Source organism: Rheinheimera sp., assembly GCF_037442345.1.
In the GTDB taxonomy this organism is placed as follows: domain Bacteria; phylum Pseudomonadota; class Gammaproteobacteria; order Enterobacterales; family Alteromonadaceae; genus Pararheinheimera.
This window is the reverse complement of record NZ_JBBIQL010000003.1, coordinates 73,620-91,221: the sequence shown is the minus strand read 5'-3', so window position 1 is coordinate 91,221 and position 17,602 is coordinate 73,620. Positions and strand designations below refer to the sequence as shown.

General features: G+C 43.3%; 16 protein-coding genes. 10 read left to right on the top strand and 6 right to left on the bottom strand.

The features are described 5' to 3' along the window. Window positions 1–15: 15 nt before the first annotated feature. The 4 genes from WKJ04_RS02405 to WKJ04_RS02390 all read right to left on the bottom strand — a co-directional run bounded on the left by WKJ04_RS02405 (window position 16) and on the right by WKJ04_RS02390 (window position 4,690). On the bottom strand, window positions 16–1,353 hold the full coding sequence (locus WKJ04_RS02405) for an O-antigen ligase family protein (protein ID WP_337878950.1): 1,338 nt from the start codon (window positions 1,351–1,353) through the stop codon (window positions 16–18). A gap of 101 nt (window positions 1,354–1,454) precedes the next feature. Further along, the gene (locus WKJ04_RS02400; protein WP_337878949.1) at window positions 1,455–1,988 is read right to left on the bottom strand and encodes a hypothetical protein; all 534 of its coding nucleotides are present in this window, start codon (window positions 1,986–1,988) and stop codon (window positions 1,455–1,457) included. Between the two features lie 18 nt (window positions 1,989–2,006). After that, on the bottom strand, window positions 2,007–4,031 hold the full coding sequence (locus WKJ04_RS02395; RefSeq protein WP_337840991.1) for an EAL domain-containing protein: 2,025 nt from the start codon (window positions 4,029–4,031) through the stop codon (window positions 2,007–2,009). Window positions 4,032–4,036: 5 nt separating this feature from the next. Beyond that, window positions 4,037–4,690 carry a transglutaminase-like cysteine peptidase gene (locus tag WKJ04_RS02390; protein WP_337878948.1) on the bottom strand — a complete coding sequence of 218 codons (654 nt, stop codon included), beginning with the start codon at window positions 4,688–4,690 and terminating at the stop codon, window positions 4,037–4,039. A gap of 347 nt (window positions 4,691–5,037) precedes the next feature. Here WKJ04_RS02390 and WKJ04_RS02385 point away from each other — a divergent pair, with 347 nt between their 5' ends. From WKJ04_RS02385 to WKJ04_RS02340, 10 genes are all read left to right on the top strand, one after another. Beyond that, the gene (locus WKJ04_RS02385) at window positions 5,038–5,283 is read left to right on the top strand and encodes a hypothetical protein (protein WP_337878947.1); all 246 of its coding nucleotides are present in this window, start codon (window positions 5,038–5,040) and stop codon (window positions 5,281–5,283) included. Beyond that, window positions 5,256–6,188 (top strand): UTP--glucose-1-phosphate uridylyltransferase GalU, encoded by a 933-nt coding sequence (gene galU / locus WKJ04_RS02380; RefSeq protein ID WP_337878946.1) that lies wholly within the window; start codon window positions 5,256–5,258, stop codon window positions 6,186–6,188. The genes WKJ04_RS02385 and galU overlap by 28 nt, the downstream gene beginning before the upstream one ends. Before the next feature lie 338 nt (window positions 6,189–6,526). Next, window positions 6,527–7,885 (top strand): UDP-glucose/GDP-mannose dehydrogenase family protein, encoded by a 1,359-nt coding sequence (locus WKJ04_RS02375; RefSeq protein ID WP_337878945.1) that lies wholly within the window; start codon window positions 6,527–6,529, stop codon window positions 7,883–7,885. Window positions 7,886–7,890: 5 nt separating this feature from the next. After that, on the top strand, window positions 7,891–8,886 hold the full coding sequence (locus WKJ04_RS02370) for an NAD-dependent epimerase (protein WP_337878944.1): 996 nt from the start codon (window positions 7,891–7,893) through the stop codon (window positions 8,884–8,886). Beyond that, window positions 8,886–9,659: a WecB/TagA/CpsF family glycosyltransferase gene (locus WKJ04_RS02365; protein ID WP_337878943.1), complete on the top strand. Its 774-nt coding sequence runs from the start codon at window positions 8,886–8,888 to the stop codon at window positions 9,657–9,659. The genes WKJ04_RS02370 and WKJ04_RS02365 overlap by 1 nt, the downstream gene beginning before the upstream one ends. A 20-nt stretch (window positions 9,660–9,679) precedes the next feature. Next, on the top strand, window positions 9,680–10,975 hold the full coding sequence (locus tag WKJ04_RS02360; protein WP_337878942.1) for a UDP-N-acetylglucosamine 1-carboxyvinyltransferase: 1,296 nt from the start codon (window positions 9,680–9,682) through the stop codon (window positions 10,973–10,975). Window positions 10,976–10,979: 4 nt separating this feature from the next. Beyond that, complete coding sequence (gene murB, locus WKJ04_RS02355) at window positions 10,980–11,951, top strand: UDP-N-acetylmuramate dehydrogenase (RefSeq protein ID WP_337878941.1); 972 nt, start codon at window positions 10,980–10,982, stop codon at window positions 11,949–11,951. Then, window positions 11,951–13,156 carry a hypothetical protein gene (locus WKJ04_RS02350; protein ID WP_337878940.1) on the top strand — a complete coding sequence of 402 codons (1,206 nt, stop codon included), beginning with the start codon at window positions 11,951–11,953 and terminating at the stop codon, window positions 13,154–13,156. The genes murB and WKJ04_RS02350 overlap by 1 nt, the downstream gene beginning before the upstream one ends. Window positions 13,157–13,507: 351 nt before the next feature. Further along, a complete protein-coding gene (locus WKJ04_RS02345; protein ID WP_337878939.1) occupies window positions 13,508–14,341 on the top strand; it encodes an O-antigen ligase family protein in 834 nt (277 codons plus the stop codon). Next, window positions 14,331–15,632: an oligosaccharide flippase family protein gene (locus tag WKJ04_RS02340; RefSeq protein WP_337878938.1), complete on the top strand. Its 1,302-nt coding sequence runs from the start codon at window positions 14,331–14,333 to the stop codon at window positions 15,630–15,632. Before WKJ04_RS02345 ends, WKJ04_RS02340 begins: the two co-directional genes overlap by 11 nt. Window positions 15,633–15,643: 11 nt before the next feature. Here the strand turns inward: WKJ04_RS02340 and WKJ04_RS02335 are convergent, their stop codons facing one another. Both WKJ04_RS02335 and WKJ04_RS02330 read right to left on the bottom strand, forming a co-directional pair. Next, the gene (locus tag WKJ04_RS02335; protein WP_337878937.1) at window positions 15,644–16,636 is read right to left on the bottom strand and encodes a polysaccharide lyase; all 993 of its coding nucleotides are present in this window, start codon (window positions 16,634–16,636) and stop codon (window positions 15,644–15,646) included. A 178-nt stretch (window positions 16,637–16,814) separates the two neighbouring features. Then, entirely contained in the window at window positions 16,815–17,600 is a 786-nt protein-coding gene (locus WKJ04_RS02330) for a hypothetical protein (protein WP_337878936.1), read from the bottom strand. Window positions 17,601–17,602 lie beyond the last annotated feature (2 nt).

The window sequence follows — 17,602 nt, the reverse complement described above, 5'->3', positions numbered from 1 at the left end:
CCCGTTCCTCAGGCTTCAGGCTGGGGCGGAACTTTGTGATTTATAATCTTTCCTGACATAAACAATGCTGCTCAGGCAAAGCAGCGTAATAAACAACACTGTATTGGCTGGTGCCTGCAGGTTAAAGTCCACCATATTATGGATAAGCATATGGACTATTGCCATAGCACAACCAAAGGCTAAACCACGGCTGAGCTTATTCTGCCGTTGTCGCATGGTTTGCATATTCAGCCACAGAAGCCAGAGTAACCAGCCGCCCAGCAGCAGGGTGACAGGCACACCAAGTTCAATGGAAAACTGCAGGTACTCGTTATGCGCATGGTCATAAAAACCACTGTAATGGCGCGGTTGGTAGGCCGGAAATACAGTGTAAAAAGAGCCGCCGCCATGGCCAAACCAAGGGGCGTCTGCAATGATCGGCAGGCTGTCCCGCACCACTTCATCGCGGGCTTCCGACGCAAATGACGTTTCTTCATAGCGCTGCTGTAACTTCTCCAGCCCAAACATGGAACCAATCACAATGCTGTCGATAATAAAAATACTGATCACCAAAGGTTTGAGCAGGGCAGGCCGGTTTTTATAAAACCAGACTGCATAAAGTGATACCACCAAAAGAGCGGCAAAAAAGGCGGCATTGCCCATGCGGGAGCGGCTCAGCACCAGGCCAATCACCATAATCACTATGGCCAGGCGCAACAAAATTTTGCTGCTCAGTAACGATTCCAACAAAGCCCGGCTGACGTTACGCCAGTTCCACTGCATGGCCCGGCTGGACAGTTCAGCCATCAGTAGCCCCAGCCCCAGCGCCAGCACCATGGCCAGATAATTGGCAAAATGGTTCTGATAGACAAAAGAACCTCTGGCTCTGTTGCCTTCGGGGACACCAAAGACAGGGGAAAATTCTGCACCCAATAAATTCAGAATGGAACCATAACTGGCCTGAAACACCCCACTGCCAACAATGCAGTAGCACAGCATTTTCAATTGCCGGTCATTGTGAAAGTAACTGCCAATCAGCCAGACAAATAAGGCGTAACACAAGGTTTTTAGGGCCATGATCTGCGTCTGATTCGGGTCCACTGTGCTGAGCCAGCTCACGGGGGAAAGCAATTGACCCAAAAGCGTCAGCAGCACCACAGCAAAAGGCGCTAAGGTCCAAAGCTGCCAGCGTGCAACATACCAGGGTTCGCGGCCACGCAGCACAGAAACTAAATGCAGGGCGAAGGTCAGGGTGATCAGCAATTCCAGAATGGACCAGGCCCAGGGTCTGTTACTTGCCAGCGGAATAGGAGACCAAATCAGAATAAAGCAGCACAAAAACCGGACCAGTCCGGATAACAGCGATGTACTCATTGAATCATGCTTTCCATGCTCTTGTTTTTGCTCAGCCAAAAACGCGTTCACTAACAGGACAGGAAAAAGGGCCCGAAGGCCCTTCATCAAACAGTTTGGCTTTAGTTGCCGGAAGATGTACCGCCGCCGCCACCACCGCCGCCGCCGAAGCCGCCGCCACCAGGAGCACCTACGTTACCACCAGCACCTGCGCCAGCACCACCACCAGCACCTGGGCCAGCCGCAGTCTGACCACCAGCTGCAGCAGTGACCGCAGCCACGTTCACACCTGGGGTTGCAACTGCAACAGCCACAATGGCGTCAGAGCTCATGCCGGCATTTGCAGCGCCTGCGCTTACCGCAGCCACAATGGCGTCACCCATAGTTGCGGCCGCTTCCAGTGCTGCCTGCAATAAGGCTTCTTTGGTCGCATCGTCCGGAGCTGATGCAATCAGCTGCTGAACTTGGGCTTCAATATCAGCTGCAGCGGCCGCTTGAGCTTGCTCGAGGGTCATATTCTGAGTCTGATACTGGGCAACCAAAGAATCGTATTGAGCTACAGCAGCTGTCACAGCAGAGGTATCCTGCGCGAAAGCCGGAGCAGAACTGAAAGCCGCTGCTGCAAATAAAGCTGCAGCAATTGTTACTTTCTTCATGTCGATCATCCTTCTTGGTTAAAATTTGGGCGAATGAGCCAAGTCTAGGTTAATGAGGTTTGGTGTCAAGGTAGATTTTTTCACCTGTACACCAGCCTTTTGGGGCGCCAATAACCAATTTCCCTGTACTGCATCCACCCCTGCAGCGAAACAACTGTCCATCATTTGCTCGCATTCAATATGCGGCGCCAGAACTTTAATTCCGAGGCCGTGGCAGATCTGGCACAAGGTCTTAATAAAGAACCTGTTTTCCTGATCTTCAATTGCAGTGCTGTAAGCGCCGTCAATTTTTACATAGTCCACATTCAACCCTTGCAGGTATTTGAAGGTGGTCATACTGGCGCCAAAACGCTCAATACAAATTTTGCATTTATTGCGTTTAATCAGTTCAAAAAGTGCCTTGGTCTCTTCGGGCGCTTTCAGCACTGAATACTCTGACAGCTCAAACACCAGCTTAACTTTTGCCGGCAACTGCTTTAACTCTTTATCCAGCCATTGGGCAAAGGCTTTGGAACCTATAGCGCCCAGCGACAGGTTAATTGCGTACATATGGTCAGGCTTATCTTTTACCTGCGCCAGAATAAAGCTGATCACCTGCTGATCCAGCTGCAGCGCCAGGCCCTGCTGTTCCGCCATAGCGTATGTTTCTGCCGTTGAAAGCGGGGAGTGGCGGTAAATAAAACGCACAAAAGTTTCAATATAGGCAATAGAGTTATTGGCGTTCACCACGGGCTGAGCCCAAAGCTCGAAATCGGCTTTGGCAACCAGCTCCTGGATCAGATGATTCCAGGCCATCCGGCCTTCGGGTTTCACCAGGCTTTCATTGCTGACCACAACAGGTAAATCAGGCTGTTGCTTACGCTGAATATTGGCGTTGTCCAGAGTAGACAGGCAGTGAGACAGCGGGTCTTTGGCGTCCACTTCCATCATCACCACAGCGCCAAAGCCTTCGGTGTAAAAATCACTGTCCATCAGCTTCAAACGGCCGCTCAGCATATTCAGTAACCGCTCCAGCACCGAGCTGTGCTCCTGACTTAAAAACACAATGTCACTGCCGCTAATGCGAAACAGCTCTATTTCAGCGCCTTTATCCATTAAGTCTTTAAATTCATTTACCGCCCGCAGAATGTACTGGTCGGCCGCTTCGTAGCCATGCAGATGGTTCACTTCGGCCAGCGAATGCAGGCTTAACATACCAATATGCAGGCTGGTTTCATGGTTCTGCATCTGCTTTTGTGCGGCGGCAAAATGCTGCTCCAGCAAACGGCGGTTGCCCAGGCCGGTTAAATGGTCAGTAAAAACTTTTACTTTCAGTTCATCCGCCTGTTTGCTCAGCGACGTAAAACTGCGCTGAATATTGCCGACCATGGCATTCATGGCTTTGACCACAGAGCGTAAGTCGGTGGTAAAGGGCAGTTTGTCCAGCAACATAAAGTTCTTTTTGCCCACTTCAAGCGCCTGGCTTTCAATCTGGCGCAGCGGCCGCAGTACCGCAAAAGCAATCAGCTGAATCACCAAAATGCTGAACAGCGTAATAGCGGCAATGCTGAAAAAGCTTTGTTTGGCCTGATGCCACAGCGTTTTATAGGCAATACCGGGGTTAGATTTTATCGCCAGTTTACCGGCCACCACCCAACCGCTGTTCACTTCCGAGCTTTCCATTGGCGGAGTCAGCGGAAACATCTCCACAAACCAGGGCGGTACTTCGTCATATTCCACCGGGTTTTTCCGGTGAATTTTTACCTCACCAGCCGTATTGGTGAAGGTCAGTTCTTCGTAATAGCCAGAATCAAAAATGGCACTCACCATGGTTTGGGCAATCACTAAATCCGGGTCGTCCATATAAGCAGAAATTGACAACCCCAGGCTGGTGGCGGCGTCCTGCGCATGAGATTTCATTTGAGTGTTCAGATACTGCTGGGTGCTTTGCACAGACAGGTACAGGCTGGAGGCAAAGGTAAAAAGAGCCACCAGCACTATCAGTAAATGCAGTTGAAGCCTGAGTGAAATGCCTGGGAATTTTCCCTTCAACGCTAACGCCATAACAGTTACATTCCCTTTTCTATTCTGCTAAGCAAATCCTGCCAGTTCGACCCGCCGGTTTTACCCTCTATTTTGCGGCCGAGCCCTTGCGCCTTAGCCAGCCATAACCCTTCAGCGTTAAAACCGTAAATTGGTTTTAAATCGGGCCTGCGGGTAGCGGGCTGTACTTTCTTAATCAGGTTGTCGAGTACCAGAGGTATCGAATTTTCGTTCTCTAAATACAGCAACACCATGTGGGGTTCGTTTACCGACATGGCCCGCACATACATAATGCGCAGCTTGCTGTCTGGCACGCCCATGGCCCGTAGCGACACATACTTGGCAATGGCATAGTCTTCGCAATCGCCGGCCGCCGTGCCCAGCGTTTCCACTGGCGTTGCCCAATAATCTGCTTTGCCCCAGTGTTGCTGATCAGTGCGGTAGGCTATCTGATCATTAAAAAACTGGTTTACTTTGTTCACCCGTATCCAGTCGGCCTCATTGCGGCCTTCTTCCAACAGCGCCTGCCATTGCTGAACCCGGCTGAGCGCTTCGTTGCCATATTTGTCGCGGATGCTGTTTAACAACTCAGGGGCAAATACGGCACTCAGGTAGCTGGCATTACCTAACAGCGATACAGAGAAAGACAGCAGCAAAATGCCTATGTACCTGACCAGCATAGTTCTCCCATCCATGTATAACGCCAACCGGACTTGCCACCAGGGACCCGCCAATCAACAGAAAAAGACAATCCCAGAGTAACTCATAAATAGCGGTTAATGAAACTGAGGCTCAGGCAGTCCACAGACTATGGCATATGGTGGAAAAATCACCGCTACTTTGCCAGCTCAGCCTGTTTTTGCCAAGCCAAAATGAAAAATTTAATTGTTCGGTCTTGAAAATGCTGCATAATGCAGCGCTTATGCACCAAAAATGAACTTTTGTTGCACTTTTTTGCAGATTTTGGTTCTATATTTATCAAATTTTGATGGCAGAGCCGGATGAACCGGTGTTTTCATGAGCTGGCATGAACTATGCTTCGAAATTCAAAATCAAGCCCAAAGGTAAAAACGGTGCGACAAAATCAGTTGATTGGCTGTCACTTCAGTGTCACAGAAATTGGCTTAGACTGAATAGCATTGTTGCCCCAACGGGCTGGCACGGAACCGCCAAAGCTGAGTTGTTGAGCGTTGTTGAAAGCGTTTCTGATTGTAATCAACCAGCAGGAGATAAATGGAGTTTGTTATGCAGAAAATACCAAGCCAGAAAGTAACCAAAGCCGTTATTCCTGTTGCTGGCTTAGGCACCCGTATGTTGCCCGCCACCAAAGCTATTCCAAAAGAAATGCTGCCAGTGGTGGACAAACCACTGATCCAATACGTGGTAGAAGAAGCCGCCGCTGCCGGAATTACCGAAATAGTGCTGGTAACCCACAGCAGTAAAAATTCCATTGAAAACCACTTCGACACCAGCTTTGAGCTGGAAACCCAGCTGGAGAAACGCGTAAAGCGCTCGCTGCTGGACGAAGTGCGCTCTATTAACCCCAAAAACGTGACTGTTATTTCGGTGCGCCAGCCGGTAGCGCTGGGCCTGGGCCATGCCATTTTGTGTGCCGCCCCTGTTATTGGAAACGAGCCATTTGCCGTGTTGCTGCCCGACGTACTGATCAGCAAATACGAAAGCGATTTAAAGAAAGACAACCTCAAAGCCATGCTGCAGCGCTACGAAGCCACGGGCGCCAGCCAGATCATGGTAGAAGCCGTGCCTCAGGCGGCTGTCAGCTCTTACGGTGTGGTCGACCTGCAAGGCGCCTCGCTGGCCGAAGGCCAGTCTGAAAAACTGTACGCCATGGTGGAAAAACCCAGTGTGGAAGATGCGCCGTCCAATATGGCTATTACAGGCCGTTATGTGCTGTCGCCCCATGTTATGGAGCTGTTGGGTTTTACCGGCCCCGGTGCTGGCAATGAAATTCAGTTAACTGACGCCCTGGCCCAACTGGTGCGTGAGGAAGAAGTAGAAGCCTACCGTATTGTGGGCCGCAGCCACGACTGTGGCAGTAAGCAGGGTTACCTGGAAGCCATTGTAACTTATGCCTTAAAAGACCCGAACCTGGGCGAAGAGTTTGCCGAGTTTTTAAAAACTGTGGTAACCGGCAAAAAACTTAGTTTAATTGCCTGATCCTAAGCGTAACCTGCATGGTATGACCTGGGTTTGTTTGTAGGGCGGGCTTACACAAAGCCAATGTAATAGCCGAATGTTGTAGGGGGGTACCCTCAAACCCAAGGTAATAAAGAGTTTCGTAGGGGCGGGGTTTACCCCGCCCGAAACCAACGCAGCCCGGCAGCGTAGCAGGTTAAATGTGTTGGGAAGGGGTTTAAGCACAAACCTAAGGTAATAAAGAATTTCATAGGGGCGGGGTTTACACCGCCCGTTGAATGCCAAAACAAACGGCAAAAAATTCAATTTGTAGCGGCGGCTGTTCAGCGGCCCACAGCGGTATAAAAGAGGTAAAGGGAATGAAGATTAGTATTTTTGGTACGGGTTATGTCGGGCTGGTTACTGGCGCATGCCTGGCCGATGTTGGGCACGACGTTATTTGCGCCGATATTAATCAGGCCAAAATTGACGGATTAAAACAAGGCATTATTCCTATTTACGAGCCGGGGCTGGAAAGTGTAGTTAAAAGCAACGTGGCTCAGGGCAACCTGCGTTTTACCACCAGTGCAGCCGAAGCAGTGCAGCATGGTGAAGTTATTTTTATTGCCGTAGGCACGCCACCGGATGAAGACGGCTCTGCCGATTTACAGTATGTAATGGCCGTAGGTAAAACCATTGGCGAGCTGATGCAAAGCTACAAAGTAGTAGTGAACAAAAGCACAGTGCCTGTAGGCACTGCCGACAAAGTAACAGCAGTGATCAGCCAGGCCCTGCAGCAACGTGGTTTTAATGCCGAGTTCGACGTGGTGTCTAACCCCGAGTTTTTAAAAGAAGGCGCCGCAGTAGCCGACTTTATGCGGCCAGACCGCATAGTGATAGGCACCAGTTCAGCCTTTGCCGAAGGCGTAATGCGCGAGGTGTACGCACCTTTTAACCGCAACCACGACAAAGTGATTGTAATGGACGTACGCAGCAGCGAGCTGACCAAATACGCCGCCAACTGCATGCTGGCTACCAAAATCAGCTTTATGAACGAAATGGCCAACATAGCCGAGCGGGTAGGGGCCGACATAGAAAACGTGCGCCGTGGCATAGGTTCCGACCCCCGTATTGGTTACCACTTTATTTACCCCGGTTGTGGTTATGGCGGCAGCTGCTTTCCAAAAGACGTGCAGGCGCTGGCGCGCACGGCGGGCCAATATGGCTATGAATCAAAAATTCTGAATGCGGTAGAAGCGGTTAACGACAAACAAAAAACCAAACTTTTCGAGCTTATTTGCAAACACTATGGCGCTTCTGAAACCGACACTTCGGCTTTAAAGGGCAAAACCTTTGCATTATGGGGCCTGGCCTTTAAACCCAACACCGACGATATGCGCGAAGCGCCAAGCCGGGTGTTAATGGAAGCTTTATGGGCTGCAGGGGCCACAGTAAAAGCGTACGACCCCGAAGCCATGGACGAAACCCAGCGTATTTACGGCAACAGAGCCGACCTGGTGTTATGTGGCACCAAAGAATCGGCCTTAAATGGTGCTGACGCCTTAATTATTTGCACCGAATGGAAAAACTTCCGGGCACCGGATTTCACCTTCATTAAAGAAAGCATTGCAGACCATGTGCTGTTTGACGGCCGGAACCTGTTTGAGCCAGCACAGGTGTACCGTAATGGGCTTGCCTATTACGCCATAGGCCGTGCGGACTCTATTAAACAGGCATGAGCGCTATGAAATTTCTGGTAACAGGCGTGGCAGGTTTTATTGGCAGCCGTGTAGCCGAGGAGCTGGCATTGCAAGGGCACAAAGTTGTAGGGTTAGACAACCTGAACGACTATTACGACCCTAAGTTAAAACTGGCCAGGTTAGAGCGCATTGAAAAACTGCTGGCGCAGCACAATGCCGAAGACAATTTTCGTTTTATTAAAATGGATTTGGCCGACCGCGACGGCATAGCAAAGTTATTTGCTGACGAGCAGTTTCAGCGGGTTATTCACTTAGCAGCCCAGGCAGGTGTGCGTTATTCCATCGACAACCCAATGGCTTATGTTGATTCTAACCTGGTGGGCATGATGACCATTCTGGAAGGGTGCCGCCACAACAAGGTAGAGCATTTGGTGTACGCGTCCAGCAGCTCTGTATATGGCAACCAGGACAAAGTACCGTTTTCAGAAGACGACAGGGTAGACCACCCCATTTCCCTTTATGCAGCCACGAAAAAAGCCAACGAGTTAATGGCCCATACCTACAGCCATTTGTATAAGTTGCCTACCACAGGTTTGCGCTTTTTTACTGTGTATGGCCCCTGGGGCAGGCCAGATATGGCGCCTTGGTTATTTACTAAAGCGATTATTGCAGGTTCGCCAATTAAAGTATTTAACCACGGCAAATTAATGCGAGATTTCACCTATATAGATGACATTGTTGCTGGTGTTACAGGTATTCAAAATGCCTTACCTACGGCACAGTCTGCTTATTATGCATTGTTCAATATTGGTAATAATAAGCCTGTGAACTTAGCTGACTTTATAGCAAGCATTGAAACCGCTGTTGGCAAACAAGCACAAAAGGAATATCTGCCGATGCAACCTGGGGATGTGTATCAGACTTATGCTGATACGGAGCGGTTAGATAAGGCGATATCCTTTAAGCCGAAAGTAAATTTAACTGAAGGTATTCAGAATTTTGTGCATTGGTTTAAAAGTTATTATGGAGAAATTAGTTAATGTTCCGACCTGAGTTTGACACGGTTAATGTAGGCGGAATTAAAACTGCTTGTGTGGGAAGAGCAGAGCTTGCAAACATAGTTGGTAGCATCTGCGCATCAAAATCTAAAGCCCATTCAATAACCCCATTTATTATCTTCAGCAATAATGGTCATGCGATCTCCATTTACAACTCTGACAAAGAAGCCAGAGAACAAATGGACCAAGCAGACTTGGTTCATGCTGATGGTCAAAGTGTTGTTAGTTTCTCTCGGTGGTTTAATAAAGGTACACCTGTGCCAGAAAGAACCGCAACTACAGATATGATCCATGATATCCCCAATTATTACTCCGGAACATTAAAGCATTTCTTGTTGGGTGGAAAGGAAAGCTCAGTTAGCAAAGCAGCTGAAATTTTGGGTAAAACTTATCAGAATTTTGAGGTTGTGGGTTATCAAAATGGCTATTTCAGTGAAGCTGAAGAAGACGAAATATGCGATGCAATTAATGCGGCCAAGCCAGACGTCCTTTGGGTAGGCCTTGGTAAACCCAAAGAACAAATTTTTTGCATTAAGAACAAAAGCAAGCTGAACGTGCCAGTGATTATATCTTGTGGTGGTTGCTACAACTACATAACAGGTGAATATCCGAGAGCGCCAATGTGGATGCAGAATGCTGGTTTAGAGTGGCTATTTAGAATGGCCAATGATCCTAAAAAGTTATTTGTAAGATATTTGTTGACTAATCCTCATGCAATATATTCTGTTGTAAAGCATGGGCTTTTTTCTAAGTAATTAAAGTAGGAAGTTATCAGATGGATGATTTATCGAAGTTCCCAAATGCGTTGATTATTCAAGGTGGCCAGGTTCTGAATGGTAGAGTAAGAGTCAGTGGGGCTAAGAATTCAGCTACGCGCTTGTTAGCTGCTTCAATGTTGACTAATGAAACCGTCACACTCAGGAACTTTCCTACCAAACTTGTTGATGCACAGCATAAAATAAAGTTTATGCGTAATTTAGGTGTTAGTATTGATATCCAACATGAACAGCAGCAACTGATTATAAAACCTGAATCAATTACAACAGCAGTATTGAATGATTACAACGTGCCAATCAGAACAACTTATCTATTGACTGCCGGACAAATTGTAAGAAATGGCATAGCACGCATTCCATATCCTGGAGGATGTAAAATTGGAAGCAGGGGATATGACCTTCACATAAAAGTGTGGGAAGAGTTGGGTTGTAAAGTTGAAGAAAAGCCAGACTTCATTGAAATTGTTGGCAACTTTAAAGGGAACATCATTGATTTCCCGATCTCAACAGTAGGCGGCACAGAGAACGCTTTGATATGCACAGCTGTTGCTGATGGTTATTCCGAAATAAAAAATGCTTACATTACACCAGAAGTTGATGACTTAATTGAGATGTTACGGCGCATGGGGGCAAGTATTGAAGTATTTGGTAACAGTCTTATCCGTGTCCAAGGCCGTGGTGGGTTGTTAAAAGGTACTCCAATGGACGTTATGCCTGACCGTATTGAGGCCTTAACTTGGATAACTCTGGCGCTTTTAACTAAAGGCACATTGGTTATAGATGATGTACCTTTTAAACATCTCGAAATACCATTGATCCACATCGAGAAAGCTGGCGTTGACCTGTACAAAAATTCTACCAGTGTATTCATTTCTCCTGATTGTGTAAAAGCAGGATATCTGCAACCTTTTGAAGTTGCTTGCGGGACGCACCCTGGTGTCATTTCAGATATGCAACCATTCTATGTTCTTTTAGGCCTTTTGGCTGGTGGAACGTCGCAAATTTATGATTATCGCTACCCCAAACGTATTGGCTATGTTGAAGAATTAAATAAATTGACTAATAACGCAATGATTGCAAAAGAAGGTCAGATTACCACTCAGGGCATTGCCAAATTTATAGGCGCAGAGGTTGAGTCAACGGATCTGCGTGGAAGTATGGCTGTAATTATGGCAGGAATAGCTGCTTCTGGAACTACAAGAGTTAATGGGGTTTCTATGGCTCTGCGTGGGTATAACGACTTAGTTGGCAAGCTGTCTCAGGTTGGGATAGAGGTTCAAGAAATTTATGAGTAGCGATATGGAAGTGACCCAAAGTTTGCTAAATATGAATGTTGTTGGCTCATCGTTAGAACTGATTAGCCCAGGTAACGTTACAGAAGATGCAGACTTGAAGTTATTATCAAGGTGGAGAATTGGAGGAAAGTGTAAATGGCTTATCCAACCAACATCAATTGAACAAGTTTCAGCTATTGTAACATTCCTTAATAAGAATAAAGTTCCTTATATTGTAATAGGTGACGGATCTAATCTGTTATTTGATAGCAAAGGTCTTGATGCTGTTGTGATTAAAATAGGAAGAAACTTATCAAAGTATTCAGTGACGGGCAACCGAGTTGTTAGTGAAGCAGGAGTTTGGGTACCAAAACTTGCAAGAAATATTGCAAGAAGTGATCTTGGAGGCATTCAACATACTATCGGAATACCTGGAACTCTAGGTGGGCTTACATGCATGAATGGCGGAAGTCAGCGTAGGGGTATTGGAGATAATATTATTTATGTCACGGCAGTAATGAGTGATGGAAAAGTTGTTCAGTTTAACAATGAGGAATGTCTTTTTGACTATCGTGAGTCAGTGTTTCAGAGGAACGGTGCAATAATAGTTGAAGTAGTAATGGAGTTCCCATCATATCGTTATTCAGACTCTAGAAAAGAGATGATAGATATTATGCGTTCGAGACGAACTCGTTTTCCTTTAAAGCTTCCTAATTGTGGTTCAGTTTTTGTTAGTAATCCAAAAATGTATGAAGTTATTGGCCCGCCAGGCAAGGCAATTGAAACATGTGGATTAAAGGGCCTATCTTTAGGCGGTGCAAAAATATCAGAAGCTCACGCAAACTTTATTGTAAATGTTAATAATGCAACTTCAGACGATGTTCTTGGATTGATTTCGCTAGCTAAAGAAACAGTATTTAAAAGTACAAACTTTAATATGGAAACGGAAGTCAGGTTTGTAACATATGATGCTCAAATAAAGCAGGCCGGAACATAATGAAGGTATGTTATTTAATTAGTGCAGTATCGTCAGACAACACTGGCCGGGGGGGGCACTATGAGTCGCTAAAGATACTGGCTGAAAGTATTTATGAAAACGGATTAGACGTCGAAATTGTTTCTCTAGGTGATATTTTCCCTCCGACTTTTGGTAACACATCTGTAAAAGTTAGATTTATACAGTTCAAAAAAAGTGATTCTTTGATTCAATATATAAAAAAGGTTGCAGATGAAATTTATGATATTTCACCGAATGTGATTCATTCATTTGATAACAAATCATATTTCTTTGCAAGACTAGCAAATGTCAAGATAAAATGCAAATTGGTTTTAACAAAACCAGGAGGGCCAAATCCTAAGTTATTCTTTCCGAGGTGTAACGATTTGATAGTATTTAGCCAAGAAAATTTTGCATTTTTTAAAAGCAGAAGTCGATACAAAGATGTGAATGTTCATTATTTGCCCAATAGAGCAAAGAAGATATTATGTGATGATTTGAGAATTAGGGAAATTAAAGAGTTATATGATATTTCAGGAAAGGTAATCTTAAGGATTGCAAGGATATGCGATAGCTACAAAGAGTCCTTCATTCAGTTAATAAATTTGGTGAATGGATTGAATGATCAAGGATTTTCTTGTACTGCTGTCATTATCGGTTTCATACAGGATCAGCACGTATATGATGAAATCATTGCTCTTGATTGCAAATATCTTCGGGTCGTAACTGAAGAACGATATACAAAAAACGCTTCAGCTTTGATAGATTTGTGTGATTATTTTTTAGGCACTGGTCGCGGGGTGTTTGAGGCTGCTCTGCTCAATAAACTTGTATTTACAACAATTAGTAGTTCTAGATATCCTGTAATTATTGATGAAGACAATATTGACGAACTGCAGCATAATAACTTTTCTCCTCGTTCCATTCTTAAAAATCGCACTGAAGCTTCCTCGAAAGAATTCTTATCTTCAGTTATTCAAATTTTAAGTGATGAAATAAAACTTAATGAAAAAAGAAAATATATATTATCAGTAGCTAAGCAACGGTTTGACATTTCTAGTGTTATGGATTCTTACATGGAAATATACTTAAATTGTTTCCCTTTTAAGCGGAATCTGATTTTTGATATTATTTTGAACTCACTGGTCGTTCTTAAAGTATATGCTCTATTGAAATTAAGTAAAAACAAAAAGGCAAAGGCATAGGCGATGGTTTTAACTAAGTGGTCATTTCTTACTTTATATTTTTTCTTACTAATATTTCTCGAATTTCAAGCAATAAGGATTGGTGATTTTAGACTAAATTTAATGATTTTTATTTTTTTTTCATTTTTGTCTTTTGTTTTTCTGTTGCTTCGAAGTAGTTATAAACTATTGTATAAAGATAAAGCTGTTTTTTTGTTTTTGCTTTATATATCATGGTGCACTCTAAGCTATAGGTGGTCTTTCATTGGTATCGAGTCTCTATTTCATTCTATCCCTATCTGGCTAACTTTACTTTTAGCAGTTTCATTTTCTAATTTGGAATTGGAGTATGTAATCAAGAAGTGGCTCCGAATGGGTGTGGTTATTATGGCATTTTGTTGGGTTTTAGCTTTTTTATTGCCAAGTTTTGCAGTGTTGCCTGATGTAGTCTGGAGGTTAAACGGCTTTTTTGCCCATTCTCAGCGATTGGCTTTGTTTTCAGCTGCTAGCGCGTTGATTGCAACGGTGTTTTATCTAAATGCATTAAAATCAAAAGAATATAATGATATTATATCGACAAGAATCCTTAAGTTTATAATTTTTTTCTCCTTTGTTACTTTGGCCGCCACGCAAGCAAGAGCATTTACAATGTCTTTCATGATCACATATGCATTGCTGCTTTACGCTCACTACAAGTCCCACGTTAAAGTCGTCTATATAATTTTTATTATAACTTCGTCATTTATTGTATATGCAAACATTGATTTTATAATGGAAACTTTCTCGAGGGGTGATGTTGCAGATGCATCTTTGACCGGGCGAGTGCCAACTTGGCTTTTTGCAATTGAGTTGATTGAAGAACAACCATTGTATGGATATGGATTTGGTTCGTTTTTCTCTGATTTGACAATAGAGCCTGGTAGGCAATATGTATCGCCGCATGCTCACAATTCTTGGATTAATGCTTCACTTGAGACAGGTTATGTAGGTGCAATATTAATGTCTCTATTTCTTGTCTTTTCTATTTCAAATGCAATTAAATATCAAAAAGTGACAAAAAAACTTTCTTATTCGCTGTTTATTATTATTTTTATATTGTTTTGCGGACTTACAGGTGTAGTTATAGGCGGAAAAGTGACCACCTTGCTAGGCTTTTCCCTATTAGTTTACTCAATAGAAATGAGAGCATTAAAGAATGCTTGTTAAAGTTTTTAAGACGGATGCTTTTCTTGTCTTTTTTGGAAGATTAATATCTCGCGGAGCAATGTTCTTTGTCCTGTTAATATTAACTGCTTCAATGTCATTAGAGGATATAGGTTTTTACGGTGTATTATCGAGTGCGATATATATTGCAGTTTTCCTATTTAGTTTAGGGCTCCGTCAATCGGTGGCATTTTTCTTTGCGAAGGAGATATTGTCACACCAGCATCTAAAAAGTACGACTTTTCTAACTTATTCAGCGCTATCTATTTTCGGATTTTTGGCACTTTGTTTTTATTCATTCTACTTTGTTGGCTGGAAGGATATTGGGATATCGACAGTCCTTATATTTTCACTTTCCATATTTCCAATGTTATTTATATACATTAATCAAGGTTTCTTTTTAGGATCTGGCGATGTATCTTCCTTTAATACATCTGAAGTTATTCCAAAGGTTTCCTTTTTTGTGGTGGTTTTATCTTTATCGTTATTCATGGATGATTTTACATTGCAGTTGGTGTTTTTCTCGTTTTTGTTGGCAAACTTAATTGGTGCTGGATATACTTTGGGTAAATCAGATCTTTCCGAATTAAAATTTCAATTTGGATTTAATATACTTCACGATATAAACTTGCTCGTCAAGCATGGATTCCCCTTCGCGATTACCTTAGTGTTGTTACTTGTCATACCATTCTCTACAATATTTATTGCTAAATATTTATATGGTGCAGCCGTTGCTGGAATCTATTTTCTAGCATATAAATTTGCTGATATATTTGCTGAAGTTGCTACAGCTACAGGTATGGTTGCCTTTTCTAAAGGTATAAGATCAAAAAACCCTAAGCGAAACATAGTGTCTGTCCTAACTTCTGCATGGATATTATTTATTATTTCTCTTGTCGCAGCGTTGGTTCTTTCAATTCTGTGTTATTTTTTTGCAGGAAATTATGTCAGTGATTATTCTAATGAGCATTTATTTTCAATAATCCTTATTTTGTTAAGCCTGCCTTTTTTGTGCTTCACTAGAGTTATTGGTCCAGCACTTTCAGCCTGCGGCCTCGCTTCAAGAGTTGCACTATCGCAGTTTTTGAGTTTTATATTTCTGGTTTTATCGACATTATCTGCTTGCTACTTATATTCTTATTCTGGCTTAGGAATTGGTTTCTTTTCAACACGAGTAATTTATTTTATACTGCTAAATTCAATTTTGTGTCGGAAGTTTTGCTTTTCTTTTGTTAATGTGGCAATTCCAAACTTTAGAAGATTATTTAGAAATGTACGTCGTTACTTAAACTGAATTGATTGATTTTATTCAATCATTGCGGTAGATAGTATGATGTCGTCAATCTCTATGTAACTTTTATCTTTGTCTGATGTGTACGGCTTCCAATTTATATTCCCACCGTAAAAAAATGAGAAGGTCGCTTTGTTTATGCCGTATTTTTTTGAGTATGAAAATGAATAGTTATCGTTGTGTATCACATTTTTCCCATTAATGAATACTTCAACTAACCCATCATTATTTTTATAGGAGTTCATTTTTACGCGAGTAACAATGAAATAGCCTGGTTTGAAGAATTCAGCCATCGAAGTTGTGCTCCTAGATATGTGACTATCAATCGATTTCCTTAGAAAGTCCAAAGGATAGCCGCCTAACCTATATGAGGTTTTATCTCCAGAACGGCCTTCCATATCTTCATGATAGATATAGGTATAAAGCTGAGGGTACCTGTTCACGTCCTGTTCTCTATTCCAATAGCCTCTAGTATAAAACATGCTACGAACACTAAATCCACTATCTCTGGTTACTTCGTTCCCATGTGCTGGGTACGGTTTCCCTTTTTCAATACCAATTAATCCTCCAGGGAGCTTCCCACCTTTTCCAAAACTGAAGTTGTCAGAAAACCTTATCCAATATCCTACGTATAATTCTTCATGATCTTCAAAGATGGGCGTCTCCAATTTTATGATATATCTATTATTCATTTGATGTTTATTCTGATATAGTCTGAGGGATTTGTTTTTTTCGGCTCGATCAATAATTTCTACATCAGAATATATTTCGCACTTTCCTTCGGGTGAATTGAAAATTTTTAGATGTAGACAAATTTCTGCTTTATTTGATCTATGTTCAAGACTGTCGAAGTTGTAATGAAAAATAACTCCAGGACCTGTCTTGGGGATTGTTTCTTTTTGAATTGTATATATTGGGTTGTGTAATTTTTTATCTTCTATGCACGCATTGAGAGGTATCATAATTAGGGTAATAAATATCATCCGCTTGGCGCTGAGTAAGTGCACTCTTCGTTTCCCCTTCTTTATATGCACAATTTAGGATTGATAATTTATTTTTTAGAATTTTTTTGTGATCTAAATTTATTAATTGCCGAATTAATACCCTGATTAGTTGATTGCTATTGCTCATTGATAAGAAATCATAGCTAATTTATTTAGTTTAGAGCATAGCTTTGTGCTTAGGTCAATTGTTTTTCTGGTTTTTACAAAAATCCTTTTTAACTTTTTTAAACTCTTGAAATGATAGTTCTGATTCGTTAGCCATAAGATATATGCATGCTAGCTTTTCGAGTCCGGTATTTCTTGTTATTTGAAGAGCTTGTTGACTTCCTGAGTAGTTACCTGATACAGCTAGCTTTAATGCTGATAAAGTTTTGGCTTTTTGTTCTATTGCTAGTTTATTCCAATGCCTGAATCCTACTGCTAATTGACGTAAATGGGTTTCTGTTGCAAATGGTCCCAGCTTCCATGCTTGGTCTAATTGCTGTAGGGCTTCAGTTACCCTGTACTGTGTGACACCTAAATAATAGGCATAATCTGCATATGCATTAGGCCAGGTTGGGCGCAGGGCTATGGCTTGTCGGTAATAGCTTTCGGTTTGTTCCAACTGTTTGCTGGTCATTAAGCCGCCATACCAGCCCCATTCGTTTATTTTGGCTTTTATTAATAAATAGTGGGGGTGAGTGGGGTGCAGTTGTACTGCCTTATCTATGGCGGTTGACGCCTCTTGCCAGCTTGGTTCGGTAAAGAGTTGTTCGTTTTTAACCCACAGGTCCAGGTAATGGTTGGCTTTAAAATACCAGGCGCTGGCCAGGCCCATATTCACCATATGCCAGCACAGCAGGCCAGCCAGCGCTAAAGCAGGCAGCGCCAGTAAACGGCTGCCTCTGTTGCCGTATTCGGTGTTCTGTGGTTGTGCTGTGCTGCTTCTGCGGCGCCTGGGGGTGAGTCTGAAGTCAGCGGCTGGCATGC

What these genes read in the sequence shown, in the direction of transcription:
- WKJ04_RS02405 (WP_337878950.1), bottom strand. Translation starts at nt 1,353, where the DNA reads ATGAGTACATCGCTGTTATCCGGACTGGTCCGGTTTTTGTGCTGCTTT.
- WKJ04_RS02400 (WP_337878949.1), bottom strand. Translation starts at nt 1,988, where the DNA reads ATGAAGAAAGTAACAATTGCTGCAGCTTTATTTGCAGCAGCGGCTTTC.
- WKJ04_RS02395 (WP_337840991.1), bottom strand. Translation starts at nt 4,031, where the DNA reads ATGGCGTTAGCGTTGAAGGGAAAATTCCCAGGCATTTCACTCAGGCTT.
- WKJ04_RS02390 (WP_337878948.1), bottom strand. Translation starts at nt 4,690, where the DNA reads ATGCTGGTCAGGTACATAGGCATTTTGCTGCTGTCTTTCTCTGTATCG.
- WKJ04_RS02385 (WP_337878947.1), top strand. Translation starts at nt 5,038, where the DNA reads ATGAACTATGCTTCGAAATTCAAAATCAAGCCCAAAGGTAAAAACGGT.
- galU (WP_337878946.1), top strand. Translation starts at nt 5,256, where the DNA reads ATGCAGAAAATACCAAGCCAGAAAGTAACCAAAGCCGTTATTCCTGTT.
- WKJ04_RS02375 (WP_337878945.1), top strand. Translation starts at nt 6,527, where the DNA reads ATGAAGATTAGTATTTTTGGTACGGGTTATGTCGGGCTGGTTACTGGC.
- WKJ04_RS02370 (WP_337878944.1), top strand. Translation starts at nt 7,891, where the DNA reads ATGAAATTTCTGGTAACAGGCGTGGCAGGTTTTATTGGCAGCCGTGTA.
- WKJ04_RS02365 (WP_337878943.1), top strand. Translation starts at nt 8,886, where the DNA reads ATGTTCCGACCTGAGTTTGACACGGTTAATGTAGGCGGAATTAAAACT.
- WKJ04_RS02360 (WP_337878942.1), top strand. Translation starts at nt 9,680, where the DNA reads ATGGATGATTTATCGAAGTTCCCAAATGCGTTGATTATTCAAGGTGGC.
- murB (WP_337878941.1), top strand. Translation starts at nt 10,980, where the DNA reads ATGGAAGTGACCCAAAGTTTGCTAAATATGAATGTTGTTGGCTCATCG.
- WKJ04_RS02350 (WP_337878940.1), top strand. Translation starts at nt 11,951, where the DNA reads ATGAAGGTATGTTATTTAATTAGTGCAGTATCGTCAGACAACACTGGC.
- WKJ04_RS02345 (WP_337878939.1), top strand. Translation starts at nt 13,508, where the DNA reads ATGGGTGTGGTTATTATGGCATTTTGTTGGGTTTTAGCTTTTTTATTG.
- WKJ04_RS02340 (WP_337878938.1), top strand. Translation starts at nt 14,331, where the DNA reads ATGCTTGTTAAAGTTTTTAAGACGGATGCTTTTCTTGTCTTTTTTGGA.
- WKJ04_RS02330 (WP_337878936.1), bottom strand. Translation starts at nt 17,600, where the DNA reads ATGCCAGCCGCTGACTTCAGACTCACCCCCAGGCGCCGCAGAAGCAGC.